Origin of the sequence: Acinetobacter sp. V89_7, from assembly GCF_029967895.1 — a bacterium.
Classification (GTDB): domain Bacteria; phylum Pseudomonadota; class Gammaproteobacteria; order Pseudomonadales; family Moraxellaceae; genus Acinetobacter; species Acinetobacter soli.
On record NZ_JASCAJ010000033.1, the window covers coordinates 104101 to 124662 of the forward strand.

Below are 20562 nucleotides of genomic sequence, written 5' to 3' on the forward strand. Positions count from 1 at the left end.
GGATTTTTTTATGTGTCTTATCTTTAATAAAGTATCTAATTTATTTAAATTAACTATACTTTTTATTTTATCTGGTTTTTTTTATTTTGCTCAAGCATCAGATGTGGAATTTGATGAAACATTTCTTAATTCAGTAGCAGAAAAGGTAGACATAAATAGCTTTAAACGTAATGATTACTTTAAGTCAGGCTTTTACGATTCTGATATATATTTAAATGATATTTTAATAAAGAGAGATAAAATTTTTCTTGAAGTTAATTCAAATAAAAAGATTATATCAGTCATTGATTTAAACACTTTACAAAGTTTTGGTTTAGATTTAAAAAAAGTACCAAATAATACGGAACTTAGTAATTTAATAAAAATTGATTCTCAGAGTATTGTTTCTTTAATACCAGGATCGTCTATGAATTTTGAAATGAATAATTTGGAATTAAAAATTTCAATTCCTCAAGCTTATCTTGCACATGCTACTGATCGTGTTGATAATTCTCTGTGGGACAGTGGTATGTCAGCTTTTTTCAGTGATTATCAAAGTAATTTCTATAAATCAAAAAATTATAATATCGAAAATGAATTTTTTAATATCAATTTTAGAAATGGTTTTAATTTAGCTGGCTGGCGTTTTAGAAATGAGTCTACGTTAAATGGTGGTTCAAATACTAAATATGAATTTCGAAGCAATCGTTTGTATGCTGAAAGAGATATCAATTTCTTAAAGAGTAAAATTTCTATAGGAGAGTTATATACTTCGGGTGAAATATTCGAATCTTCACGTTTTAAAGGTTTCCAAATTAGCTCTGAGCTTGGGATGCTAAGTAACAGTGAACTTAGCTATGCACCAGTTGTTAGAGGAATAGCTGAAACAAACGCTATGGTCGAAATAAGACAAAATGGCTATGTTATCTATTCCAATTCTGTGCCTCCTGGACCATTTGAATTTAGAGATCTAAACACAAGTGGATCAAATGGTGATCTTTTAGTGCGAATTATTGAGTCTGACGGTCGAGTTAAAGAATATAGACAATCTTATTCATATCAGCCTGTGATGATTAGGCAAGGAAATCTTAGATACAATTTTACAATTGGAAAATATAATTTAGATGATCTTCCTTCACCATTATTTATTAATGGAACTGGTGTATATGGTCTTTTTAATAATTTGACAGGTTTTGGTGGTTTAATACTTTCTTCTAATTACTTTGGCTTAAATACAGGAATCGGAATAAATTCAGCTATAGGTGGAATTTCTTTTGATGTGACAACAAGTAGTTCAAAGAATTATGAAGGAAAAAATGATAAAGGATTTAGCTCGAGGATATTGTATTCAAAAACTCTTAACTCAACTAATACAACATTTACAGTTGCTGGTTATCGCTATTCAACTGAAGGTTTTCGAACTTTTAATCAACATGTTGTTGATAATAACAAAAATCTTCAGTTTGTTCAGACGATTAGTAATCAAAACTCACAAAAAAGTAGATTTAACTTAAGAGTAAATCAGACATTGTTCAATAATAAATCTATCTATATATCTATGGATGAAACTACATATTGGCGTTATATCAAACCTACAACAAATTGGCAAATCGGTTTTAATGGTAGTAATCAAAAATTCAGTTATGGAGCTGCAATATCTCATATAAAAAGTCATAGCTACTACGATAATGATGATACACAAATTACTTTAACTATGAATATCCCATTAGGTAAAACACGATCTGTTCATAACCTATCAAACTCTATTGTTAGCTCAAAATCTGGGGGAGAGACCTATCAATCAACTTTATCTGGTTTTATAAATTCAGATTCTAAGTTTGGATATATGGCTAATTTAAGTCAAAATAAATTAAGTGGAACTACTACAGGATTTTCTCTCAATACAGATATGTCAACTTTAAAACTACAGGGTGGTTTTAATAAAGGAAAAAATACTGAACAAATTAATTTTAGTGCTTCTGGCTCTATAATGGCTCATGCTGGTGGTGTTACTTTCGGACAACCTGTTGGAGATACATTTAGTCTTATTGAAATTCCAAATGTTAAGAATGCAACTATATCAGGTTGGCCTGGTGTTAAAACAAATAAAAAAGGCTTTGCTATATTACCCTATATTCAACCTTATAGATATAATTGGATTAATCTAAATACTGAATCACTTGGTACCGATACTGAAATTGATGAAAACTCTAAAGTTGTAGTTCCTACTCGTGGTTCGATTACTAAAGTTAAATACGCTTCTACATCAGGTAGAAGAATTCAATTTAAAGTATATGACGAAATGGGAGAGACTATTCCATTAGGAGCCCAAGTATTTGATCAAAATTCAAAACTTTTAGGTTTAATTGATAATCATTCAAAAGTTTTAACATTTGGTATTAATGATAAAGGCTATTTAAAAGTAATTTGGGGAGATAAAACTTGTTTTATAAATTACTCTTTACCAGATAATGATAGCAATTTGGTTTATCAAGATGTTATTGGTGAGTGTAAGATAGATTGATTATTTTTGGCTGTTTAATCTTTTAAACAGTCAATTATTTAATGGTTTAAAAGTTATGACAAAATATAGTAAATACTTCAAATTAAAAGTTGTTTATACATATTTGAATTCTCCAAATGATGGATATAAAAAAACTGGTAAAAAGTTTAATATTGATAGCAGTGTTGTTAGGCAATGGGTTTATTTGTATAATTTTTCCACCAATAAGAATTTTAATTCTAAATATGATAGAAAAAAATATACTGATGAGTTTAAATATAAAGTGGTTACTAATATATTGGATAGAAAAATCACCTATATTCAGGCTGTTGAAGAGTTTAATATTGGAAGTATCGGTACTATTTCAAGGTGGGTTAATGAATTTAATAGATAATGTAGAAATATATCTTTCAAATTTATTTAATTTTACTTAAAATTTAATTTAACATTTTTTGCAGTACAGAGTTATATTTAATTTGAAGTTGTTAAATTAATCTTTAATTTTTTCTTTTCTTTAAAAAATAAAAAGATAACTTTAATCAAAAAGTCGCTTGCTGCTGCTTTGTAATAGAGTAAGATAATTTTACCTGTAGTAGAGCAAAAAAGATGGGCTATTGAATACATTTAAGTTTAATTGTGACTATCTTCACGGTGGTCGTTACGCCATGTTTACATCTTGCTCACAAAATATATATTTCACTAAGAATATTTATTATTGAATCGAATCGCCAAGAAATTCGGGTTTTAAAAATATAACAAAAGCAACAATAGAAAGCCCCCATCTTTCGATGAGGGCTTTTTAGAATCTGGAGCGGGAAACGAGACTCGAACTCGCGACCCCAACCTTGGCAAGGTTGTGCTCTACCAACTGAGCTATTCCCGCAAAATGAGCAGTTTTAATCAAAAACTTTCACAAAAAATATCTGGAGCGGGAAACGAGACTCGAACTCGCGACCCCAACCTTGGCAAGGTTGTGCTCTACCAACTGAGCTATTCCCGCGTGCCGCCTATAATACATTAAGAAAAACAAGGGTCAACACCTTTATGCAAATAAATCGACTGATTGAATAAAATAAAGGCAGTATAAGCTTAAAACGTCCCGTATTGGCTAAGAGGTGATCGAAAATGAATGTGATTTCTTGGGCGGGTATTCAATAAATGATCAATGAAAACAGAGAGAACACGATATACTGCCTAGAAGTTGAATCTATAAAAGGAAAACGCATGAGCCTTGAACAGCAATTAACAGAGCGATTGATGTCACTGAATCCTATTCATCTTGAGGTCATCAATGAGTCGGCCGGTCATGGAGGATATTTTCCGGGAAAAGAAAGCCATTTTAAAGTTGTGGTGGTCAGCCCGATATTTGAAGGATTACGTTTGGTACAGCGTCACCAGAAAGTTTATGCGCTAGCTGCCGATTTAATGAGCCCGGCACGTATTCACGCTTTGGCCATTCATGCTTATGTTCCTCAAGAGTGGCAAGGGCAGGCACCTGATAGCCCAGATTGTGCACATGCACCGAAACGTTGAGGTGATAAAATATGGATGCGCATCTCATCACTAAAATAATTCATATGACTGCGGTGACCGTCGCACTGGTCGTCTTTGTCGCTCGTGCTTTCACCTTATTTATCGGTACGCAAAATCAGCAGCCCAATCCAATTGCCCGTGTGCCGCTCACAGCCTTGCAACATTTAAGTTATAGCATTGTGCTGATAACGGGTGTTGTATTGCTGTTTATGAAGCATTTTCAGGTTCAGCCTTGGTTTTATGCCAAGATGGTTCTGTTTTTGGTACTGTTGTCATCGCTCATGAAAGCCTTTAAAAAGGATAATCAAATTTTACTGGTCCAACGTCGTGCCGGACTATTCTTGGGGGCGATTGCATTTGTGGCAATCATGAGTCTGGTGATCATCAAACCAGTTTTTAACTAATTGTTTGACATACTTTTCCTTTTATTTCGTATGCTGGGTTAAACTGTGTACGAAAGAAAAATAAACACGAAGCGGGGGAAGTATGCTGACAAGAGTGGTGTTCAATCAAAAAGGTGGGGTTGGAAAATCCAGTATTACGGTAAATCTGGCCGCAATCAGTGCCAAGCATTTTAAAACCTTAGTAATCGATCTTGACCCACAGGCCAACTCCACCCAGTATTTGCTGGGTGAAGCGGCCACCTATGCGGCAGACAAACCCGTACTTGAGCCCAATATTGAAAATTTCTACGACGATGTACTCGGTGGAAATCAGCCCAAGGGCTTGATTGGCAATGCCATCGGCTCACTTTTGAAATCACGTGCCAAAGGGCTCGACAGTTTTATTCATCCAACCGCGTTTCCTCAATTAGATGTACTTCCTGCTAGCCCAAAACTGGGTAGTCTTGAACATGCGCTTGAGTCCAAGCATAAAATTTATAAATTGCGTGACGCGATTATCTCACTTGCTGGTCAATATGACCGGATTTATATTGATACGCCGCCTGCATTCAATTTCTTTACTTTATCGGCATTAATCGCGGCCGATCGTGTCCTGATCCCTTTTGATTGTGATGTATTTTCCAAACGTGCGTTACAAACATTGATTGAAAATGTGATCGAAACCCAAGATGATCATAATGATCGTCTCGAAATTGAAGGAATTGTGGTCAATCAGTTTCAGGCACAAGCCAAACTTCCACGCGAAGTGGTGCAACAATTGAAAGATGAAGGCTTACCTGTACTCAATCATATGTTGCCGCCTTCAGTATTGATGAAGGAATCACATCTAAAGAATTTGCCGTTGGTTCATTTGGCACCTGAACATAAACTGACCTTGGCCTATCAAGCGTTGTTCAGGGAAATCGAATCGCTTTAAAGGGAATCATATATGAAAGGTTTAAATGTTGTGCCTTTAGTGGCCGCTAGTTTACTGCTCGGTGCATGTGCAACCACTGTAAAACCCACCTACGTTTCACCTACGCAGTATCAATCACTCAATTGCTCGCAATTGCAAAGTGAATACAATCGGATTCAGACGTATATTAACAGCGGCGTACAAACACACAAACGTACAGGTGTCGGTGTTGGCTTAGGACTCGGTGGTGGTTGGGGACGTGGCGGTTGGGGCTTTGGACCGTCGGTTTCGGTTAATCTTGGTCAGTCATCTGAAACCAAAAACACGGAATTATCTCGTGTTTTGGGCCAGCAGCAGGCGATTGCTCAAGCTGCACAGTTTAAAAATTGCCCGATTATGACCGGCAAACGATAAGGATTTTATCGTAAGCCTTCGGTTTTACGCACAAGTTTGGTGTAAAACCGAAAATTAAGTTTTTCAAAATATTATTAAAATTGTTTATAAAAATTAAAATCTTATAAAATAGTACTGCTGTTTTTGTGTCGATTTTCCTGTGCGGTCAGTGTATAAAACTTGTCAGATGAAATGACTTTCCTATAAGGTGTGCTGCTTCTTCATCATTATGGATACTGCATGATTGAGAGTTGGTTTTTTGTCATCGCGATGATCGCGGTACTGCTGATTCCAGGGCCAACCAACGCCCTGCTGGCCAGTGCTGCCCACCAGCAAGGTATTGTAAAAACAGCTTATGCGGTGCCAGCAGAGTGGCTGGGATACATTTATGGCATTAGCCTCTGGGCCATTTTTATTCACTTGGGTGAACCCATCTGGCCTGCTTTGATTCCGATTTTGCATACCATTAGTGCCATGTATGTCATTTGGCTGGCATTTAATTTATGGAAAAGTTCACATCTTGAGCGTCATAGTCAACAACACATCTCGATTAAACCACGTCAGATCTTTTTTGCCAGTTTAAAAAATCCGAAAGCCTTGCTGTTTGCTGCGGGTATTTTCCCGCCCGAAACTTGGGAGTCGCTCTACAATACCGTGCATGTCTTTATATTGTTTAGCCTGATTTTGTTGCCTGTTGCGTTCTTTTGGATGTGTTTTGGGCGTGCTTTGCTGGCAGGAAATGTTCGTGGTGTGCGGGCAGAACATTTGTATAAAGGTTCTGCCTTACTGTTGGTGGTCTGTATGCTTCCGGTGATTTTTAGATTCTTTTAAGCGTTTATTTTTGCAAGGTTTGGCGTCTATTTAGATATTTTTGGCGTACAAACCCGATCACGCCAGGCAAAATACTTAAAATAATAATGCCAAAAATCAAATGCGTGAAATTGTCTTTGACCACAGGCATATTGCCAAACAAATACCCAAGCGTAATAAACGAGCCAATCCATAAAAAGGCACCCACGACGTTATAACTTAGGAAAAATTTGTAATTCATACTGCCTGCGCCCGCCACAAACGGCGCAAAGGTACGGGCAAACGGAATAAAGCGTGCAAAAATAATGGTTTTACCGCCATGACGCTCAAAAAAAGCATGGGTTTTGACCAAATGTGACTTATTGATAAAACGAGAGTTCATTTCAAACACACGCGGTCCGATAAAGCGTCCGATGTGATAATTCAACGTATCACCCAGCACCGCTGCAATAAATAACAGCAAACCCAGTAGCCAAGGATCCATGGCACCGGTTGAGGCAGCCAGCGCACCGGCTGCAAATAATAAACTGTCACCTGGTAAAAAAGGCATGACCACCAAACCAGTTTCTACAAAAATAATCAGAAACAAGATGGCATAGATCCAGACTCCATAATTTCGAATGAATTCAAGGAGGTGGTCATCAACATGTAAAATAAAATCGAAGAGTTCCATGGGGCATCAAAGTGCAAAATTGTATCCAAATCCTAACAGTGCTGTACCGGAAAGTCAGTACGATAAAGTAACAATCTGAAAGAGATTTATTGTTCTCAAAATGGAACAATTTGTATTTTTAATAATGTTTATTGCAAAAATAATTCTACATAGAATCTCAGTATTCCAAAACATGTTCAAATAATGAGGTATATCTGATGTTTAATCCAAATGTTATCGTTAAAAATGCAGTTGCTCATCACGGTGTAAATGGTGTGGTCAGCTTGGTGGCCCGCGTATTGATGGCTTATATTTTTATCGTAGCGGGTTGGGGCAAACTGACTGCTTATACTGCAACAGTAGGTTATATGGAGTCTATGGGAGTGCCGGGAGCATTATTACCTCTGACGATTCTGGTAGAGCTTGGTGGTGGTCTGGCGTTGCTGTTTGGATTTCAGGCCCGCTTTGCGGCGTTTGGTCTAGGAATTTTTAGCATCATCACGGCATTTATTTTTCATGAAGGCGCCGAGAGTGCACAAGCCATTAACTTTATGAAAAACTTTGCGATGGCAGGTGGGTTATTTTTCTTGATGCTACATGGCACAGGCAAGTTTAGTATCGATACCGCAATTGAAAAGTAACATTGATCAAGCGACTTGATTTGCCTCTTACAAATCTCTACCCGACAATCTCGTGAAATTCTGTTTAGATCACAACGAGTTGAATAATAAAAGGAGATGATCTGTGAAAAAAACAACGACGTTATTGTCGCTTATGGTCGGTTTAGCGGCCTCATCGATGGCCTTTGCGGGTAAGGATGATCATGTGATTATTCAAGAAGCGGCTAAAAATAAAGTGAATGTGCAACAAATCGCTCAGCTTAAAGACGAAACAGGCATTACTCTGATTGGACAGATTATCCAGCACCTCAAAGGCGATCATTATCAGTTTCAAGATGCGACCGGTCGCATTGGTGTGGAGATTGACGATGATCTATGGCGACAGGCCAATTTGAAGGTCGGTGATCATGTTCGTGTGGTGGGTGAAGTCGATACACATCGCTATAAACCGACCGATATTGAGGTGATTCAAATCGAGCGTTATACGCACGCACATTAAGTAAGTAAATCCTTGTATTTCATCGACTCTTTTAGCGAGTTTGATTGTTGAAGGAAAGAGCGTGCGCGGTACAGTGAAAAATGTTAGAATACTGCGCTTCTCTCGTTGCCTTGCATAGTTGTGTAATCATGACAACCAATACTCACATTACTGATGATCGTATCTTAATTTTGGATTTCGGTTCTCAATACAGCCAGCTGATTGCGCGTCGTGTACGTGAAGCCGGCGTATATTCTGAAATGTATGCTTTTGATATGTCTGAAGAAGACATTCGTGCATTTAATCCGAACGGCATTATCTTGTCGGGTGGACCTGAAAGTGTACATGTGGAAGGTAGTCCACGTGCGCCTCAAGTTGTTTTTGAGCTTGGTGTACCGGTATTGGGGATTTGTTATGGTTTCCAAACCATGTCAGAGCAACTGGGCGGCCAAGTAGTACCGGGTACTGTGCATGAATTTGGTTATGCCGAAGTGGATATCCAGCACCGTGACCCACTGATCGGTAATTTACAAGATCGTGAGAACCAGCTGCATGTCTGGATGAGCCATGGCGACAAAGTCGGTCGTTTACCAGAAGGTTTCGTGACTACTGCAAGTACACCAAGCTGTCCGTTTGCGGCTGCGTCTGATGAAACGCGCCGTTTTTATGGCGTGCAGTTCCATCCGGAAGTGACACATACCGCTAAAGGTGCAGAATTATTGTCTAACTTTGTTCACAAAATTTGTGGATGTGGCGGCCTCTGGACACCGGAACACATTATCGATTTGCGTGTAGAGCAACTGCGTCAGCAAATTGGCGATGAAAAAGTATTGCTCGGTTTATCTGGTGGTGTCGATTCATCTGTGGTGGCAGCATTGCTGCACAAGGCAATTGGTGATCAACTGACCTGCGTATTTGTCGACAACGGTTTACTTCGTTTAAACGAAGGCGATCAAGTTATGCAAATGTTTGCAGACAACATGGGCATCCGTGTGATCCGTGCCGATGCTGAAGAGCGTTTCTTGACTGCGTTGGCTGGTGAAGTTGATCCAGAGAAAAAACGTAAAATTATTGGCCGCGAGTTTATTGAAGTGTTTGCAGAAGAAGCACGTAAACTTGACGGTGTAAAATTCTTGGCGCAAGGCACAATTTATCCTGATGTGATTGAATCTGCCGCCAGCAAACAAGGTAAAGCGCATGTGATTAAATCGCACCATAATGTGGGCGGTTTACCAGAAGACTTGGCGTTTGATTTGGTTGAGCCATTACGCGACTTGTTTAAAGATGAAGTGCGTAAACTGGGCACCACATTGGGCTTGCCACATAGCATGATTTATCGTCATCCATTCCCAGGTCCTGGTTTGGGTGTGCGTATTTTGGGTGAAGTGAAAAAAGAATATGCCGATATTCTTCGCCTTGCCGATGACATCTTTATGCAGGAATTACGTGCCAGCGGTTGGTACGATAAAACAGCACAAGCATTTGCTGTGTTCCAACCTGTAAAATCTGTGGGCGTGGTCGGAGACGGTCGTCGTTATGCATGGGTGATTGCGTTACGTGCTGTAGAAACAGTCGATTTCATGACCGCGCGTTTTGCACACCTGCCATACGAATTGGTCGATAAGATCTCAACGCGTATCATGAATGAAATTAAAGACGTTTCACGTGTTGTCTACGACGTGTCGTCTAAACCCCCTGCAACCATTGAATGGGAGTAAATTTGGGCTTTCAAAATGCATCGCATTTTGCCAAATTTACGACAAGAGCTTGCTCGTGGTAGTGAAGTTGAAATCCCTTAAAGTTTAAAAAAAAGAGCGCCAATTGGCGCTCTTTTTTCTTTTAAGTCGGTGGTAATTTTAAGACGACGCTGTCGCTTTCCAGTAGGGCCAGTTCGAAGAGGGATGAAATAAATAATTATGGCTGAGCAATGAATCATGCGTGTGTGGATTGCGCTCATGTAAGCCCATTAGCTCCATCATCATTTGATCCACATCGGCAGTATTGATGGGTGAGTTTAAATTGACGCCCGTGTCTTTTATTCCATTGTGCCAAACAACTAAAGGCACTTGATAGCCTGCTTGCGTATTTGGACTATGGCCAGCAAAATCGATCTCATGACCCACTTCGTTGCCATGATCGGACACAAAAATAAATGAGCGCCGCTGTGCGTGATCATTTTTTTGTAAGATCTGGAAGAAACGACCAATCAACCAGTCCTGATATAAAATACTATTGTCGTAATAATTGCGCTGCTGTTGAACCAGCATTCCAATATCATTTTGTTCTAGCTGTGATTCCACAGCGTCGGTATTTTCTGATGAAAAGCGATCAAACTGTTGCGGATAGCGGAGCTGATAATTTGGATGTGCACCGAGCATATGCACAATAATCAGTTTTTTGGGTTCTGGACGCGTTAAGATTTCTTGGTACACTGGCAAAAGCTTTTCATCAAAAGAATGACTGCTACGTCCTGAGCGATGATTGGTATAAATTTGCTCATCAACAAAAGAACCAAAAAGCGAGGAAATATAGCTGTCATTTTGATTACTGATCCAGTACACCTTAAAGCCTGCAGTCTTGGCATAAGCCAGCACACTTTCGGTGGCATACTGGCTTTGCTCGACGTGACGAGCCTCGGTCAGTTTCATTTTCAGTGCGCCAATAGTGGATGCCGCTGGTGAAAAGGCCTGACAGAAAATTTTAAAAGAGCTGCTATATTTTTCTAGCTCTGGCGTGGTATTACGCGGATAACCACACACACCAAAATTTTTGCTGGTGACACTATCGGTGATCAATAGGGTATGCGTTTGCGACTGAGGCTGCTGGTTATCGAGCACCAACTTATGTTTGGCAGTTTCCAGCCATACATCGTGTATCTGCTGATGAGTCTCGATCTGCTGCTTAAAATTTTGAATTTTAGAATAATAGTCTGTCCAATAGAGCATCGGATGCTGGGCACGCGATGGCTCGATCAGATAACTAGCTAGCGCCAATACACCTAAAAATGAACACAAATAACGATTGAGTCGAACCTGAAACACATGCGCTGATAAGTTGCGGAAAGTAGGTTTAAAACAGATCCAGAAATAACCGATAAAACCGATACTAAATGCCAAACTCGCCAAGAGTAGCGTTTGAGCATGCAATTGAAGAAATTCAAGCGCTTCTTGCGCTGTGGTGTTGGCAATCGCTTGCACAATAAAATAAGCATCGGTATCACTTTGATACACAAACCAGCTCAATGAGCGCAAACTGGCATCGCCGAGAAAAACCAGCCACCAACAAATAACTGCCACTTTCCAGCCCAACCGAGCGCGTGATATCGCACGATAAATCAGCCATGCTCCTGGAAGTGAGAGTAAGCCGAGGCGAATACCATCGGAAGGATTTCCAGCAATGGATAAAATGCCTGCTGTAAGCAGCGCAGGAAGAAGCACCCAAAGTAAAACCAACACATTTCGACGAGTCATAAGGCTTGACGCTTCAATAAAAAAGTACAGAGTGGATCAATTAGAAAATCTAATTAAAAATTTTGGCTCTTCAATTTAATTGAAAAATAGCAAAGAATGAATTTATTTTTATGCGCTTTATGTCGAGATAGAAGAAGAAACTGATAGAAAAATGAGAGGCGAGAGTACGTCAAGAGATGAGCTAAAAATGGCTTGAAAGAATCGATATTTGTGATTCAAGCCAAGCCCTCAAATAGTTACTTAACCACCAAAGACCCGATGGACCAGACAGGCTATGCTCAAAGATACTTCTCATTTTTCAGCACCGATGAAAAGAAAAAATATGATTAAAGATCATAAAGGATAAAAAACCATGACCACCAACCATGACACGGACATCTCTGATTCACAACAATGCGAATCATCCGCCCCTCAATCAATTCAGGAATTTCCTATTCGTCGTGCAGAAATCGGTCAAGGCACGGTCATTAAACGAGCCTTACCCAGCCGTCACAAACGTATGATAGGTGCGTGGTGCTTTTTAGATCATGCAGGGCCGGTACATTTTCCGCAAGGCGATGGCTTGGATGTGGGGCCACACCCGCATATTGGCCTGCAAACCTTTACCTGGATGATCGAAGGCACCATTATGCATACCGATAGTCTGGGAACGAAACAGTTAATCCGTCCGTATCAGGTTAATTTAATGACAGCCGGGCACGGTATTTCGCATACCGAGGTAGCACCAGAGCATGAGACAAAAATGCATGCGGCTCAGCTATGGATTGCCTTGCCAGATGAAAAACGCAATATGGCGCCACAATTTGATCATTATCCGAATCTGCCGCACACAGAACAAGATCAGATCAAGTTTACGGTACTGGTGGGCGAGTTTCTGGGGCAACAGTCACCTGTGGCTGTGCATACGCCTCTGGTTGGCGTCGACATGACTGCACAGGCAGACACCAAAACACGTATTTCACTGAATCCAACATTCGAATATGGTTTTTTGGCATTGGATGGTCATGCATGGATCAATGGCCACGAACTCACTCAAGACAATCTGCTGGTCCTCGAATCTGGTGCTAGTGAAATTGAGATTGAATTGCCACAAGGTCATCAGGTGTTACTGATCGGGGGAGAGCCATTTAAAACACCGATTTTATTGTGGTGGAATCTGGTTGGACGTACCACCGAGGAATTACGTGAAGCCCGTGACCAATGGATCAATCACGACTCACGTTTTGGTGAAATTGCAGATTATGATGGTCCGCGATTAGAAGCGCCTGCCTTTCCAGATCAGATGAGAGCATCCAAATAAGTTGTATTGCCCGAAGTGCAGTTAATAGATTAGTGATTAAAACCTTGCAGCGCAGTGTTGAGATGAGAATCATCATTCAATCATGATGTTTCAATGAAATGACTTTACAGTTAAGTCCATGCCATTGTCATGGGCTTAATGCTATAACTGAAAGTACAGATCAGACACATCAGGACTAAAAGAAAATCTCATGCTGACGATTCACCATCTAGAAAAATCACGCTCATTTCGTATTGTATGGGCACTTGAAGAGCTCCAGCAGCAATATCAGATCAAGCTTTATAAACGACTGCCAAGCCTTGCAGCACCACCTGAGCTCAAACGCGTACATCCGCTCGGCAAAGCGCCTATTTTAGAAGATGCCGGACGTACCATTGCAGAATCGGCTGTGATTCTGGAGTACTTGCAAACCAAATTTGATACGGCACAACGTTTTAAACCACAACAAGATGACGATGCATTTCAATATCTCTACTGGATGCACTATGCCGAAGGTTCACTGATGCCGTTGCTGGTGTTTCAACTGGTGATGAATAATGTGGGTAAAAATGTTCCATTTTTTATTCGACCGGTCGCTAACAAAATTACCGATGGCGTTAAAGCCGGATTTATTGGCCCACGGTTAAAAGATCATATTGCCTTTATCGAGCAGTATTTGTCTGAACACGATTACTTTGCTGGGGAATTTAGCTTTGCCGATATTCAAATGAGCTTTCCGCTGAATGCGTTGCTAACCCGAACAACTGGGCAGTTTCCAAATATTCGGGCATTTTTAAAGCGAATTGAAATGCGCCCGGCTTATCAGCGTGCCAAAGAGAAAGGGGATTATTAATCGGGGATGGCTCGCCCAAGCCGTAATTCGGAAGGGCGATAGCCATAGTACTGCTTGAAACGAGTACTAAAGTGGCTGGCAGAACTAAAACCACATTGCAGGGCAATGTTGGTAAGCGGTTGGGTTGAGTGAAGCGCCAAGTCATGCGCGCGTTGCAAGCGTTGTTGTAATACATATTGATGCGGTGAAACGCCTGTCGACTGCTTAAACATGTGGGCAAAGTGATATTCGCTCAGTTCGGTCTGTGCTGCCATGTCTGCTAAGGTCATGGCTTCTGCGAGGTGCTCGTCTATCCATGCTTTTAGCCGATGAAGCATAAACGGCGCCAGCCCGCCGCTCACTCGTGGTAATTGCCATTCTACGTTGCTATAACGCTGTAACAGAGAGATTAGCAGCAAGCTGGCGCTATGGCTAAGCTGTAAATGGTTGCTACGATCTTGCCAATCACAATTGAGCAAAAAATGCCGATATACGCTACTGATTTGGACATCCTCGACAAAACTTTGTTCTGCCAATTCGATGTGCGCGGGTTCTTTGTCCCAAATTTGTGCTGCGACATGCTTTAAATGCTGATCGGTATAGTACAGATGCACAAAACGCAGATGATCACGAATGTCCCACGTCGAGGCTTGTCCCTCAGGCATTAAACAAAAGCGATCTGGCCCACCACCATTACGCCATCCCTGTGGGGTCTTTTTATAACTTTCATAGCCGCCCTTGATATATAAACTCAAGGTATGGTGATCACTGCATACACTTACCCGATCGTGCTGGTTTTGCCAAGCAGCCAACTGCATGCCCGAGCCCAGTTGCAGGCTATCGAGTAACTTGGTTTTATGCTGTTGCAACTGCGACAGGGTTTGATAGTTCATGCCAAATGCGGTAGCGAATTAAAAATAATAATGCGATGATTTTATCCTTTTTTTCATCATTTGATAAAAGTTGTCTCGTAAAAAAACGCAAGATTAGGCAAGTGGCCGCAAATATGCGAAAGCGTTCAAAATGAGCACTGCGGATACTGTTGAGCACACTGGATAAAAAGAGATTGTAATGAACGCGGTGTTATATGCCTTGGTGGTGCTGATTTTTGGAACGACATGGATCGCAATTACCTTGCAAAGTGCTGAAATCGCGCCGGTTGTTGCGGTATTTTGGCGGTTTTTTATTGCGGGTACACTCTTGATGGTGGCGCTCCTGATTTCAAGACGATTAACTCGCCTGAAACTCAATGATCACCTATTTTGCTTGTTACAAGGCTTATGTATTTTTAGTTTAAATTTTATCTGCTTTTACATCGCCGTGCGTTACATCAGCAGCGGTCTGGAGTCTGTTATTTTTTCTATGGCGGTTCTTTTTAACACGCTCAATAGCTATTTCTTTTTCCGTCAGCCAATTTCAGCCTATTTCCTGCCTGCGTTTATCTGTGGTTTGTTGGGCATGATCGCTTTATTTTGGCACGACCTAGCAACGACGCAAAACGACTGGCAAACCGTGAGCGCAATTTTATTGTGTGTATTGGGGACTTATGGTTTTTCTTTGGGGAATATGATTAGTTTGCGTCATCAGAAACAAGGCTGTGACGTCCTGACCACCAATACCTATGCCATGCTCTACGGTGCCATCGTGATGGCTGTCATCATTGCGCTCACCGGCCAATCATATTTACCTGAGAGTTCAGTGGTCGGTTGGTCTGCTTTGATGTATCTTGCGCTGATTGGATCTGTACTGGGGTTTTCAATTTATTTTATGCTGATCCGGCGGATCGGGGCAGGGCCTGCCGCATACAGCACCTTGCTGTTTCCCTTGGTGGCACTGACTATTTCAACTTTTTTTGAAGGTTATCAGTGGACGTGGAGTGCAGTATTCGGGGTGATGCTGATTTTACTTGGTAATTTAATTCTGTTTATCCAGCCCAAAGGATTGCCATTTATCCGATCCAATCAACGGGCCTAAGCTTTGAAAGTGAAATTGCGATAAAAAAAGAACGCGTAAAGCGTTCTTTGGATGTAAAGCATGTTCAGTCTTAGCGTTTCACGACAATCGAGTCGATGCCGCTGTGTTGCAAGGTTTGTTGAGCACCTAAAGCTGCTTCTTGTGTTTCATATGGCCCTGAAATCACACGGTACCATGTTTTTCCGTTTTCGACTGTTTTGACCACATCCGCAGACAGTCCATTTAAAATAATTTCAGCACGACGAGCATCAGCACTGTCAGGATCTGCATAGCTACGCACCTGCAAAATAAAGCTGGCAGGCTGTGGCGCAGGCGCCGCAGTCACATTTGCCGTACTACCCGATGCAGTTGGCGCACTGGCTGCACTTTCTCGCGGTGCTTCTACAATCACCGCAGCATTTTGATCTTTGGTCTCTGGAACAGCCTGATCCGGAATCGGCGTCATTTGCTGTTGAGGCAACAGATCATAGAAGCGATAATCGTGATTGGTGTCTTCTTCTTGATAATGGGTCGAAGTGACTTCATTTTTGGTCGAAACAGGTTTCCACGGCTTCCACAGCATCAGCATGACAGCAATGCACATCAGCACCAAGATCGCCACCACCATGCCTAACCAGCGAGGCACTAACGGTTTCTTGGGCTTGTTCGGTCGTTCAGATACACCGCGTTGCGTTTTTCCAAACACGTGGACATCCTCTTTATAATTTCTACCACATAACCAATAACATAGAAGCCGAAACAACCAAAACACTATTGTTTGGCTTCTTTGTAATACAGCGTCTCAGATCGCGTTCAATCAGCGAACTTACATGCTCTCTGGTGCAGATACACCCAGTAATTCTAAGCCGTTGCGTAAAACTTGCTGTACGTTTACTGAAAGCAATAAACGTGCTTGTGTAAGCGCTTGATCGTCGTCATTCAAGACTTTGTGCTCGTTGTACCAGCCATGGAACAGCGCTGCCAATTCTTTTAAATAGTTGCCAATCTGATGCGGTTCGTAGGCATTTGCAGCACGTACCAAAATGTCTGGGTAAGCAGCCAGTTTGGCCAGAATTTCCGTTTCGGCATCGAGGTTTAAACGCTCTGCCAATGAGCGAGCCTGTGTGCGGTCAAACGCGATCTGGTTGCTGTGTGCTTTTTCCAACATACGGCAAATACGGGCGTGCGCATACTGGATGTAATACACGGCATTGTCTTTGCTTTGCGATACGGCCAAATCCAAATCGAAGTCGATGTGTTGTTCCGATTTGCGCATTACATAGTAAAAGCGTGCGGCGTCGTTACCGACTTCTTCACGCAGTTCACGCAAGGTCACAAATTGTCCAGAACGCGATGACATCTGTACCATTTCACCGCCACGCCATAAGCTCACAAACTGCACCAGCAATACGGTCAGTTTAGATGAATCAAAGCCCATGGCATCAATTGCAGCTTTCACACGTGCGATATAGCCGTGGTGATCTGAACCCCAGATATCGACAATATCGGTATAGCCACGTTGTAATTTATCGAGGTGATAAGCAATGTCTGAAGCAAAGTAGGTGGTTTGACCGTTACGACGTTTGACCACACGATCTTTCTCGTCGCCAAATTCAGTCGATTTAAACCAGATGTTGCCGTCTTTTTCGTATAAAAAGCCGCGCTGATCCAGTGTTTGTAACGCTTCATCAATTTTTTGATTCAGTGATGCTTCACTAAACCATTGATTAAAAGTCACACCGAACTCTTCAAGGTCATCTTTAATGTCATCTAAAATGGCTTTGAGTGCCGCTTGATGAAACACGCGATAGCCTTCACCTGTCAGGCGCTGTGCATTGGCAATTAAGCCATCAATATGTTTTTCTTTGTCGCCAGAAACAACGACTTTATTGCCCTCTGCATCGAGTTCTGCTGCGAACTGAACATCTTCAGGCACATCATGGTACACCGCTGCAACAGGGTGCACGTAAGCATCGCCGTCTTGATCGATAATGCTTTGCGCGATTTCTTTAACGTAGTCGCCTTGATAGGCGTTTTTAGGGAAAACCAGAGATTGACCAAGTAATTCTAAATAACGTAAGTAGGTCGATGTCGCCAAAATGTCCATCTGACGGCCCGCATCGTTGACGTAATATTCACGATCAACTTGGGCACCTGTTGCTTCAAGCAAATTGGCAACAGTCATGCCGTAGGCTGCACCACGGCCGTGGCCCACATGCAGGCTTGAGGTTGGGTTTGCCGATACAAACTCGACTTGTACTTTTTTTGCGGCATTGACTTGAGTCTGACCAAACTTCGACCCTTGCGCTTGAATTTGATCCAGCACAGCAAAGCGTTGATCGGCATTTAAAAAGAAATTGATAAATCCTGGGCCTGCGATTTCGGCTTTACTGATGTCCGCCACTTCTGGCAATGCTGCCATGATCTTTTCTGCAAGATCACGAGGTTTCATTCCTGCCGCCTTTGCGCCGACCATTGCAATATTGGATGCAAAGTCACCGTGACTTCGGTCTTTGGTACGCGTCAAAATACTGTTGTTGATCCAATCTGATGGAAGAATCCCTTCGTGTTGAAGAGACTGCACTGCATGATCCAAAGCGGCTTGTATGGCGGTATTCATATCGATCTAAAAGGAATGTGTCGCAGAAAAACGCCCAATATAGCAAATTTTGACTGATTTAGGTGAGGGTCTTGTTCGGATTCTTGTATTTCCCGACAATCAAAGTGGGCGCTTTGCCATAGACCGATCAATTTGGATTTTTCAGGCAATAAAAACAATAAAATTGGATTATGAAGTAAATCTTATTTGAGCGCTGAATGTAAACGATATCGTTATAAATTTTCGAAATACCTGTTTTGCCTAAAAAACGCTTAAGCTATAGCAGTAGATAAATAGACGAGTAACCTTTAGGGCAATAGTCCCTAAACACGAGATAGGCAATGACAGCTGAAACCAATACGAATAAACACCCCCTCTATATTCCTTATGCAGGATATACCCTCCTCGAACTCCCACTTCTCAATAAGGGATCGGCTTTTACTCAGGAAGAGCGTAGCCATTTTAATTTGCACGGTTTAGTTCCTCATGTGATCGAAACTATCGAAGAACAAAGCCAGCGCTCGTACCAACAATATGAAACATTTAACGACGCGATCAACAAGCATATTTATTTACGAAATATTCAAGACACCAACGAGACACTTTTTTACCGTTTGATCAACGATCATCTGGAAGAAATGATGCCAATTATCTATACGCCAACTGTGGGCGAGGCGTGTCAGGAGTTTTCGGATATTTACCGTCGTCATCGTGGTGTCTTCATTTCTTATCCAGACCGTGAGCATATCGACGATATTTTGCAAAACGTCAATAAACGCAATGTGAAAGTGATTGTGATCACTGACGGCGAACGAATTTTGGGTCTAGGTGACCAAGGTATTGGCGGTATGGGGATTCCGATTGGAAAACTGTCGCTGTATACGGCATGTGGTGGTATCAGTCCTGCTTATACGTTGCCGATTACCATTGATGTGGGAACCAACAATCAACAATTGCTAAACGACCCAATTTATATGGGCTGGCGTCAACCACGTATCAGTGGCGATGAATACTATGAGTTTGTGGATCAGATTCTGACTGCTATTCGCCGTCGTTGGCCAGATGCTTTAATTCAGTTTGAAGATTTTGCACAAAAAAATGCAATGCCATTGTTGACCAAGTACCGAGATAAATTCTGCTGCTTCAACGACGATATTCAAGGCACTGCTGCGGTTTCAGTCGGCAGCCTGATTGCAGCAAGTCGTGCGGCAGGTAAAGAGCTGAAAGATCAGAAAATTGCCTTTTTGGGCGCTGGGTCTGCAGGCTGTGGTATTGCCGAGCAGATTGTGGCACAAATGGTGGCTGAAGGTCTAAGCGATGATGAGGCTCGTGCACGTATCTTTATGGTGGATCGTTTTGGTTTAATCACAGAAAACCAACCCAACTTACTCGACTTCCAGCGCAAGCTGGCACAAAAAGCAGACACTGTCTCGGCTTGGGGTAATGTGGAAGAGGTGATATCACTCCTCGATGTGGTTCAAAATGCTAAACCGACGGTGTTAATTGGTGTTTCGGGGCAGCCGGGACTTTTCACTGAAGAAGTGATCCGTGCACTAAATGAAAATTCAGAGCGCCCAATCGTGATGCCTTTGTCGAATCCGACGTCACGTGTTGAAGCCGTGCCAGCAGATATTATTCAGTGGACAGATGGCAAAGCCCTCATTGCAACCGGCAGTCCGTTTGCACCTGTAAATTATCAAGGCAAGCTCTACAATATTTCACAGTGTAATAACTCGTATATCTTCCCAGGGATTGGTCTGGGGGTGATTGCTTCTGGCGCCAAACGGGTGACTGACAATATGTTGATGGCATCCAGCAATGCCTTGGCCGATTGTTCGCCGTTGTTAAATGATCCAAACGCCGATCTTTTGCCTGCGATTTCAGAGATTCAGGCGGTATCGAAGCGTATTGCATTTAAGGTTGCTCAAGCGGCAATTGAAGACGGTGTTGCACTGAATATCCCTGATGAGGTCTTGCTTGCCAATATAGAAAAAGAATTTTGGAAGCCTGAATACCGTACTTATAAACGCGTACCGTTCTAATCGAATATAGATCAAGCCTGAACCCCACATTTGCCAAGTCGAATGTGGGGTTTTTTATCGGGCCGTATAGAATAACTGTAGACGAAACGGTCTGTATTTTTTAGAATGGCTTGCAATTGA

The 20562-nt window shown here is 41.7% G+C and carries 19 protein-coding genes and 2 tRNA genes; 14 read left to right on the plus strand and 7 right to left on the minus strand.

Going from position 1 to position 20562, the window contains the following annotated elements:
* Positions 1 to 10: 10 nt before the first annotated feature.
* Positions 11 to 2503, plus strand: a complete 2493-nt coding sequence (locus tag QLG00_RS14215; RefSeq protein WP_282471271.1) for a fimbria/pilus outer membrane usher protein — start codon at positions 11 to 13, stop codon at positions 2501 to 2503.
* A 55-nt stretch (positions 2504 to 2558) separates the two neighbouring features.
* Positions 2559 to 2876, plus strand: coding sequence for a hypothetical protein (locus QLG00_RS14220; protein WP_151746904.1), 318 nt, complete (start codon positions 2559 to 2561; stop codon positions 2874 to 2876).
* A gap of 413 nt (positions 2877 to 3289) precedes the next feature.
* On the opposite strand, the gene QLG00_RS14225 is transcribed toward QLG00_RS14220, so the two are convergent.
* Positions 3290 to 3365 (minus strand) — tRNA-Gly (locus QLG00_RS14225).
* A 41-nt stretch (positions 3366 to 3406) separates the two neighbouring features.
* A tRNA-Gly gene (locus QLG00_RS14230) sits at positions 3407 to 3482 on the minus strand.
* A gap of 224 nt (positions 3483 to 3706) precedes the next feature.
* On the opposite strand from QLG00_RS14230, the gene QLG00_RS14235 reads away from it, so the two are divergent.
* The 5 genes from QLG00_RS14235 to QLG00_RS14255 all read left to right on the plus strand — a co-directional run bounded on the left by QLG00_RS14235 (position 3707) and on the right by QLG00_RS14255 (position 6538).
* Positions 3707 to 4015 (plus strand): BolA family protein, encoded by a 309-nt coding sequence (locus QLG00_RS14235; RefSeq protein WP_025095898.1) that lies wholly within the window; start codon positions 3707 to 3709, stop codon positions 4013 to 4015.
* Positions 4016 to 4026: 11 nt separating this feature from the next.
* On the plus strand, positions 4027 to 4419 hold the full coding sequence (locus QLG00_RS14240; protein WP_004941634.1) for a SirB2 family protein: 393 nt from the start codon (positions 4027 to 4029) through the stop codon (positions 4417 to 4419).
* Positions 4420 to 4501: 82 nt separating this feature from the next.
* A complete protein-coding gene (locus tag QLG00_RS14245; protein WP_104125352.1) occupies positions 4502 to 5335 on the plus strand; it encodes a ParA family protein in 834 nt (277 codons plus the stop codon).
* 12 nt (positions 5336 to 5347) lie between these two features.
* The gene (locus tag QLG00_RS14250; RefSeq protein WP_282471272.1) at positions 5348 to 5728 is read left to right on the plus strand and encodes a hypothetical protein; all 381 of its coding nucleotides are present in this window, start codon (positions 5348 to 5350) and stop codon (positions 5726 to 5728) included.
* Between the two features lie 219 nt (positions 5729 to 5947).
* Entirely contained in the window at positions 5948 to 6538 is a 591-nt protein-coding gene (locus QLG00_RS14255) for a LysE family transporter (protein WP_004941627.1), read from the plus strand.
* Positions 6539 to 6542: 4 nt separating this feature from the next.
* Here QLG00_RS14255 and QLG00_RS14260 read toward each other — a convergent pair whose 3' ends face one another.
* The gene (locus QLG00_RS14260; protein WP_004941624.1) at positions 6543 to 7190 is read right to left on the minus strand and encodes a DedA family protein; all 648 of its coding nucleotides are present in this window, start codon (positions 7188 to 7190) and stop codon (positions 6543 to 6545) included.
* A 197-nt stretch (positions 7191 to 7387) separates the two neighbouring features.
* Here QLG00_RS14260 and QLG00_RS14265 point away from each other — a divergent pair, with 197 nt between their 5' ends.
* The 3 genes from QLG00_RS14265 (at position 7388) to guaA (ending at position 9985) form a co-directional block, all read left to right on the plus strand.
* A complete protein-coding gene (locus QLG00_RS14265) occupies positions 7388 to 7810 on the plus strand; it encodes a DoxX family protein (protein WP_282471273.1) in 423 nt (140 codons plus the stop codon).
* A gap of 133 nt (positions 7811 to 7943) precedes the next feature.
* Positions 7944 to 8288, plus strand: coding sequence for a NirD/YgiW/YdeI family stress tolerance protein (locus QLG00_RS14270; protein ID WP_282471298.1), 345 nt, complete (start codon positions 7944 to 7946; stop codon positions 8286 to 8288).
* Positions 8289 to 8416: 128 nt separating this feature from the next.
* Positions 8417 to 9985, plus strand: coding sequence for a glutamine-hydrolyzing GMP synthase (gene guaA, locus QLG00_RS14275; RefSeq protein ID WP_004941614.1), 1569 nt, complete (start codon positions 8417 to 8419; stop codon positions 9983 to 9985).
* A gap of 138 nt (positions 9986 to 10123) precedes the next feature.
* On the opposite strand, the gene QLG00_RS14280 is transcribed toward guaA, so the two are convergent.
* A complete protein-coding gene (locus tag QLG00_RS14280) occupies positions 10124 to 11737 on the minus strand; it encodes a phosphoethanolamine transferase (RefSeq protein WP_282471274.1) in 1614 nt (537 codons plus the stop codon).
* A 352-nt stretch (positions 11738 to 12089) separates the two neighbouring features.
* Between QLG00_RS14280 and QLG00_RS14285 the strand changes: the two genes are divergently transcribed.
* Positions 12090 to 13037 carry a pirin family protein gene (locus QLG00_RS14285; RefSeq protein WP_282471275.1) on the plus strand — a complete coding sequence of 316 codons (948 nt, stop codon included), beginning with the start codon at positions 12090 to 12092 and terminating at the stop codon, positions 13035 to 13037.
* Between the two features lie 190 nt (positions 13038 to 13227).
* On the plus strand, positions 13228 to 13869 hold the full coding sequence (locus tag QLG00_RS14290; RefSeq protein ID WP_076033341.1) for a glutathione S-transferase: 642 nt from the start codon (positions 13228 to 13230) through the stop codon (positions 13867 to 13869).
* Here QLG00_RS14290 and QLG00_RS14295 read toward each other — a convergent pair.
* On the minus strand, positions 13866 to 14741 hold the full coding sequence (locus QLG00_RS14295; RefSeq protein ID WP_282471276.1) for an AraC family transcriptional regulator: 876 nt from the start codon (positions 14739 to 14741) through the stop codon (positions 13866 to 13868). The genes QLG00_RS14290 and QLG00_RS14295 overlap by 4 nt on opposite strands.
* Positions 14742 to 14919: 178 nt before the next feature.
* Here QLG00_RS14295 and QLG00_RS14300 point away from each other — a divergent pair, with 178 nt between their 5' ends.
* On the plus strand, positions 14920 to 15822 hold the full coding sequence (locus QLG00_RS14300; RefSeq protein ID WP_278804439.1) for a DMT family transporter: 903 nt from the start codon (positions 14920 to 14922) through the stop codon (positions 15820 to 15822).
* A gap of 70 nt (positions 15823 to 15892) precedes the next feature.
* Here QLG00_RS14300 and QLG00_RS14305 read toward each other — a convergent pair whose 3' ends face one another.
* The gene (locus QLG00_RS14305) at positions 15893 to 16507 is read right to left on the minus strand and encodes an SPOR domain-containing protein (RefSeq protein WP_004944264.1); all 615 of its coding nucleotides are present in this window, start codon (positions 16505 to 16507) and stop codon (positions 15893 to 15895) included.
* 120 nt (positions 16508 to 16627) lie between these two features.
* The gene (argS, locus tag QLG00_RS14310) at positions 16628 to 18421 is read right to left on the minus strand and encodes an arginine--tRNA ligase (protein ID WP_282471277.1); all 1794 of its coding nucleotides are present in this window, start codon (positions 18419 to 18421) and stop codon (positions 16628 to 16630) included.
* A gap of 320 nt (positions 18422 to 18741) precedes the next feature.
* Here argS and QLG00_RS14315 point away from each other — a divergent pair, with 320 nt between their 5' ends.
* Positions 18742 to 20442, plus strand: a complete 1701-nt coding sequence (locus tag QLG00_RS14315) for an NAD-dependent malic enzyme (protein WP_282471278.1) — start codon at positions 18742 to 18744, stop codon at positions 20440 to 20442.
* Positions 20443 to 20562: the final 120 nt, after the last annotated feature.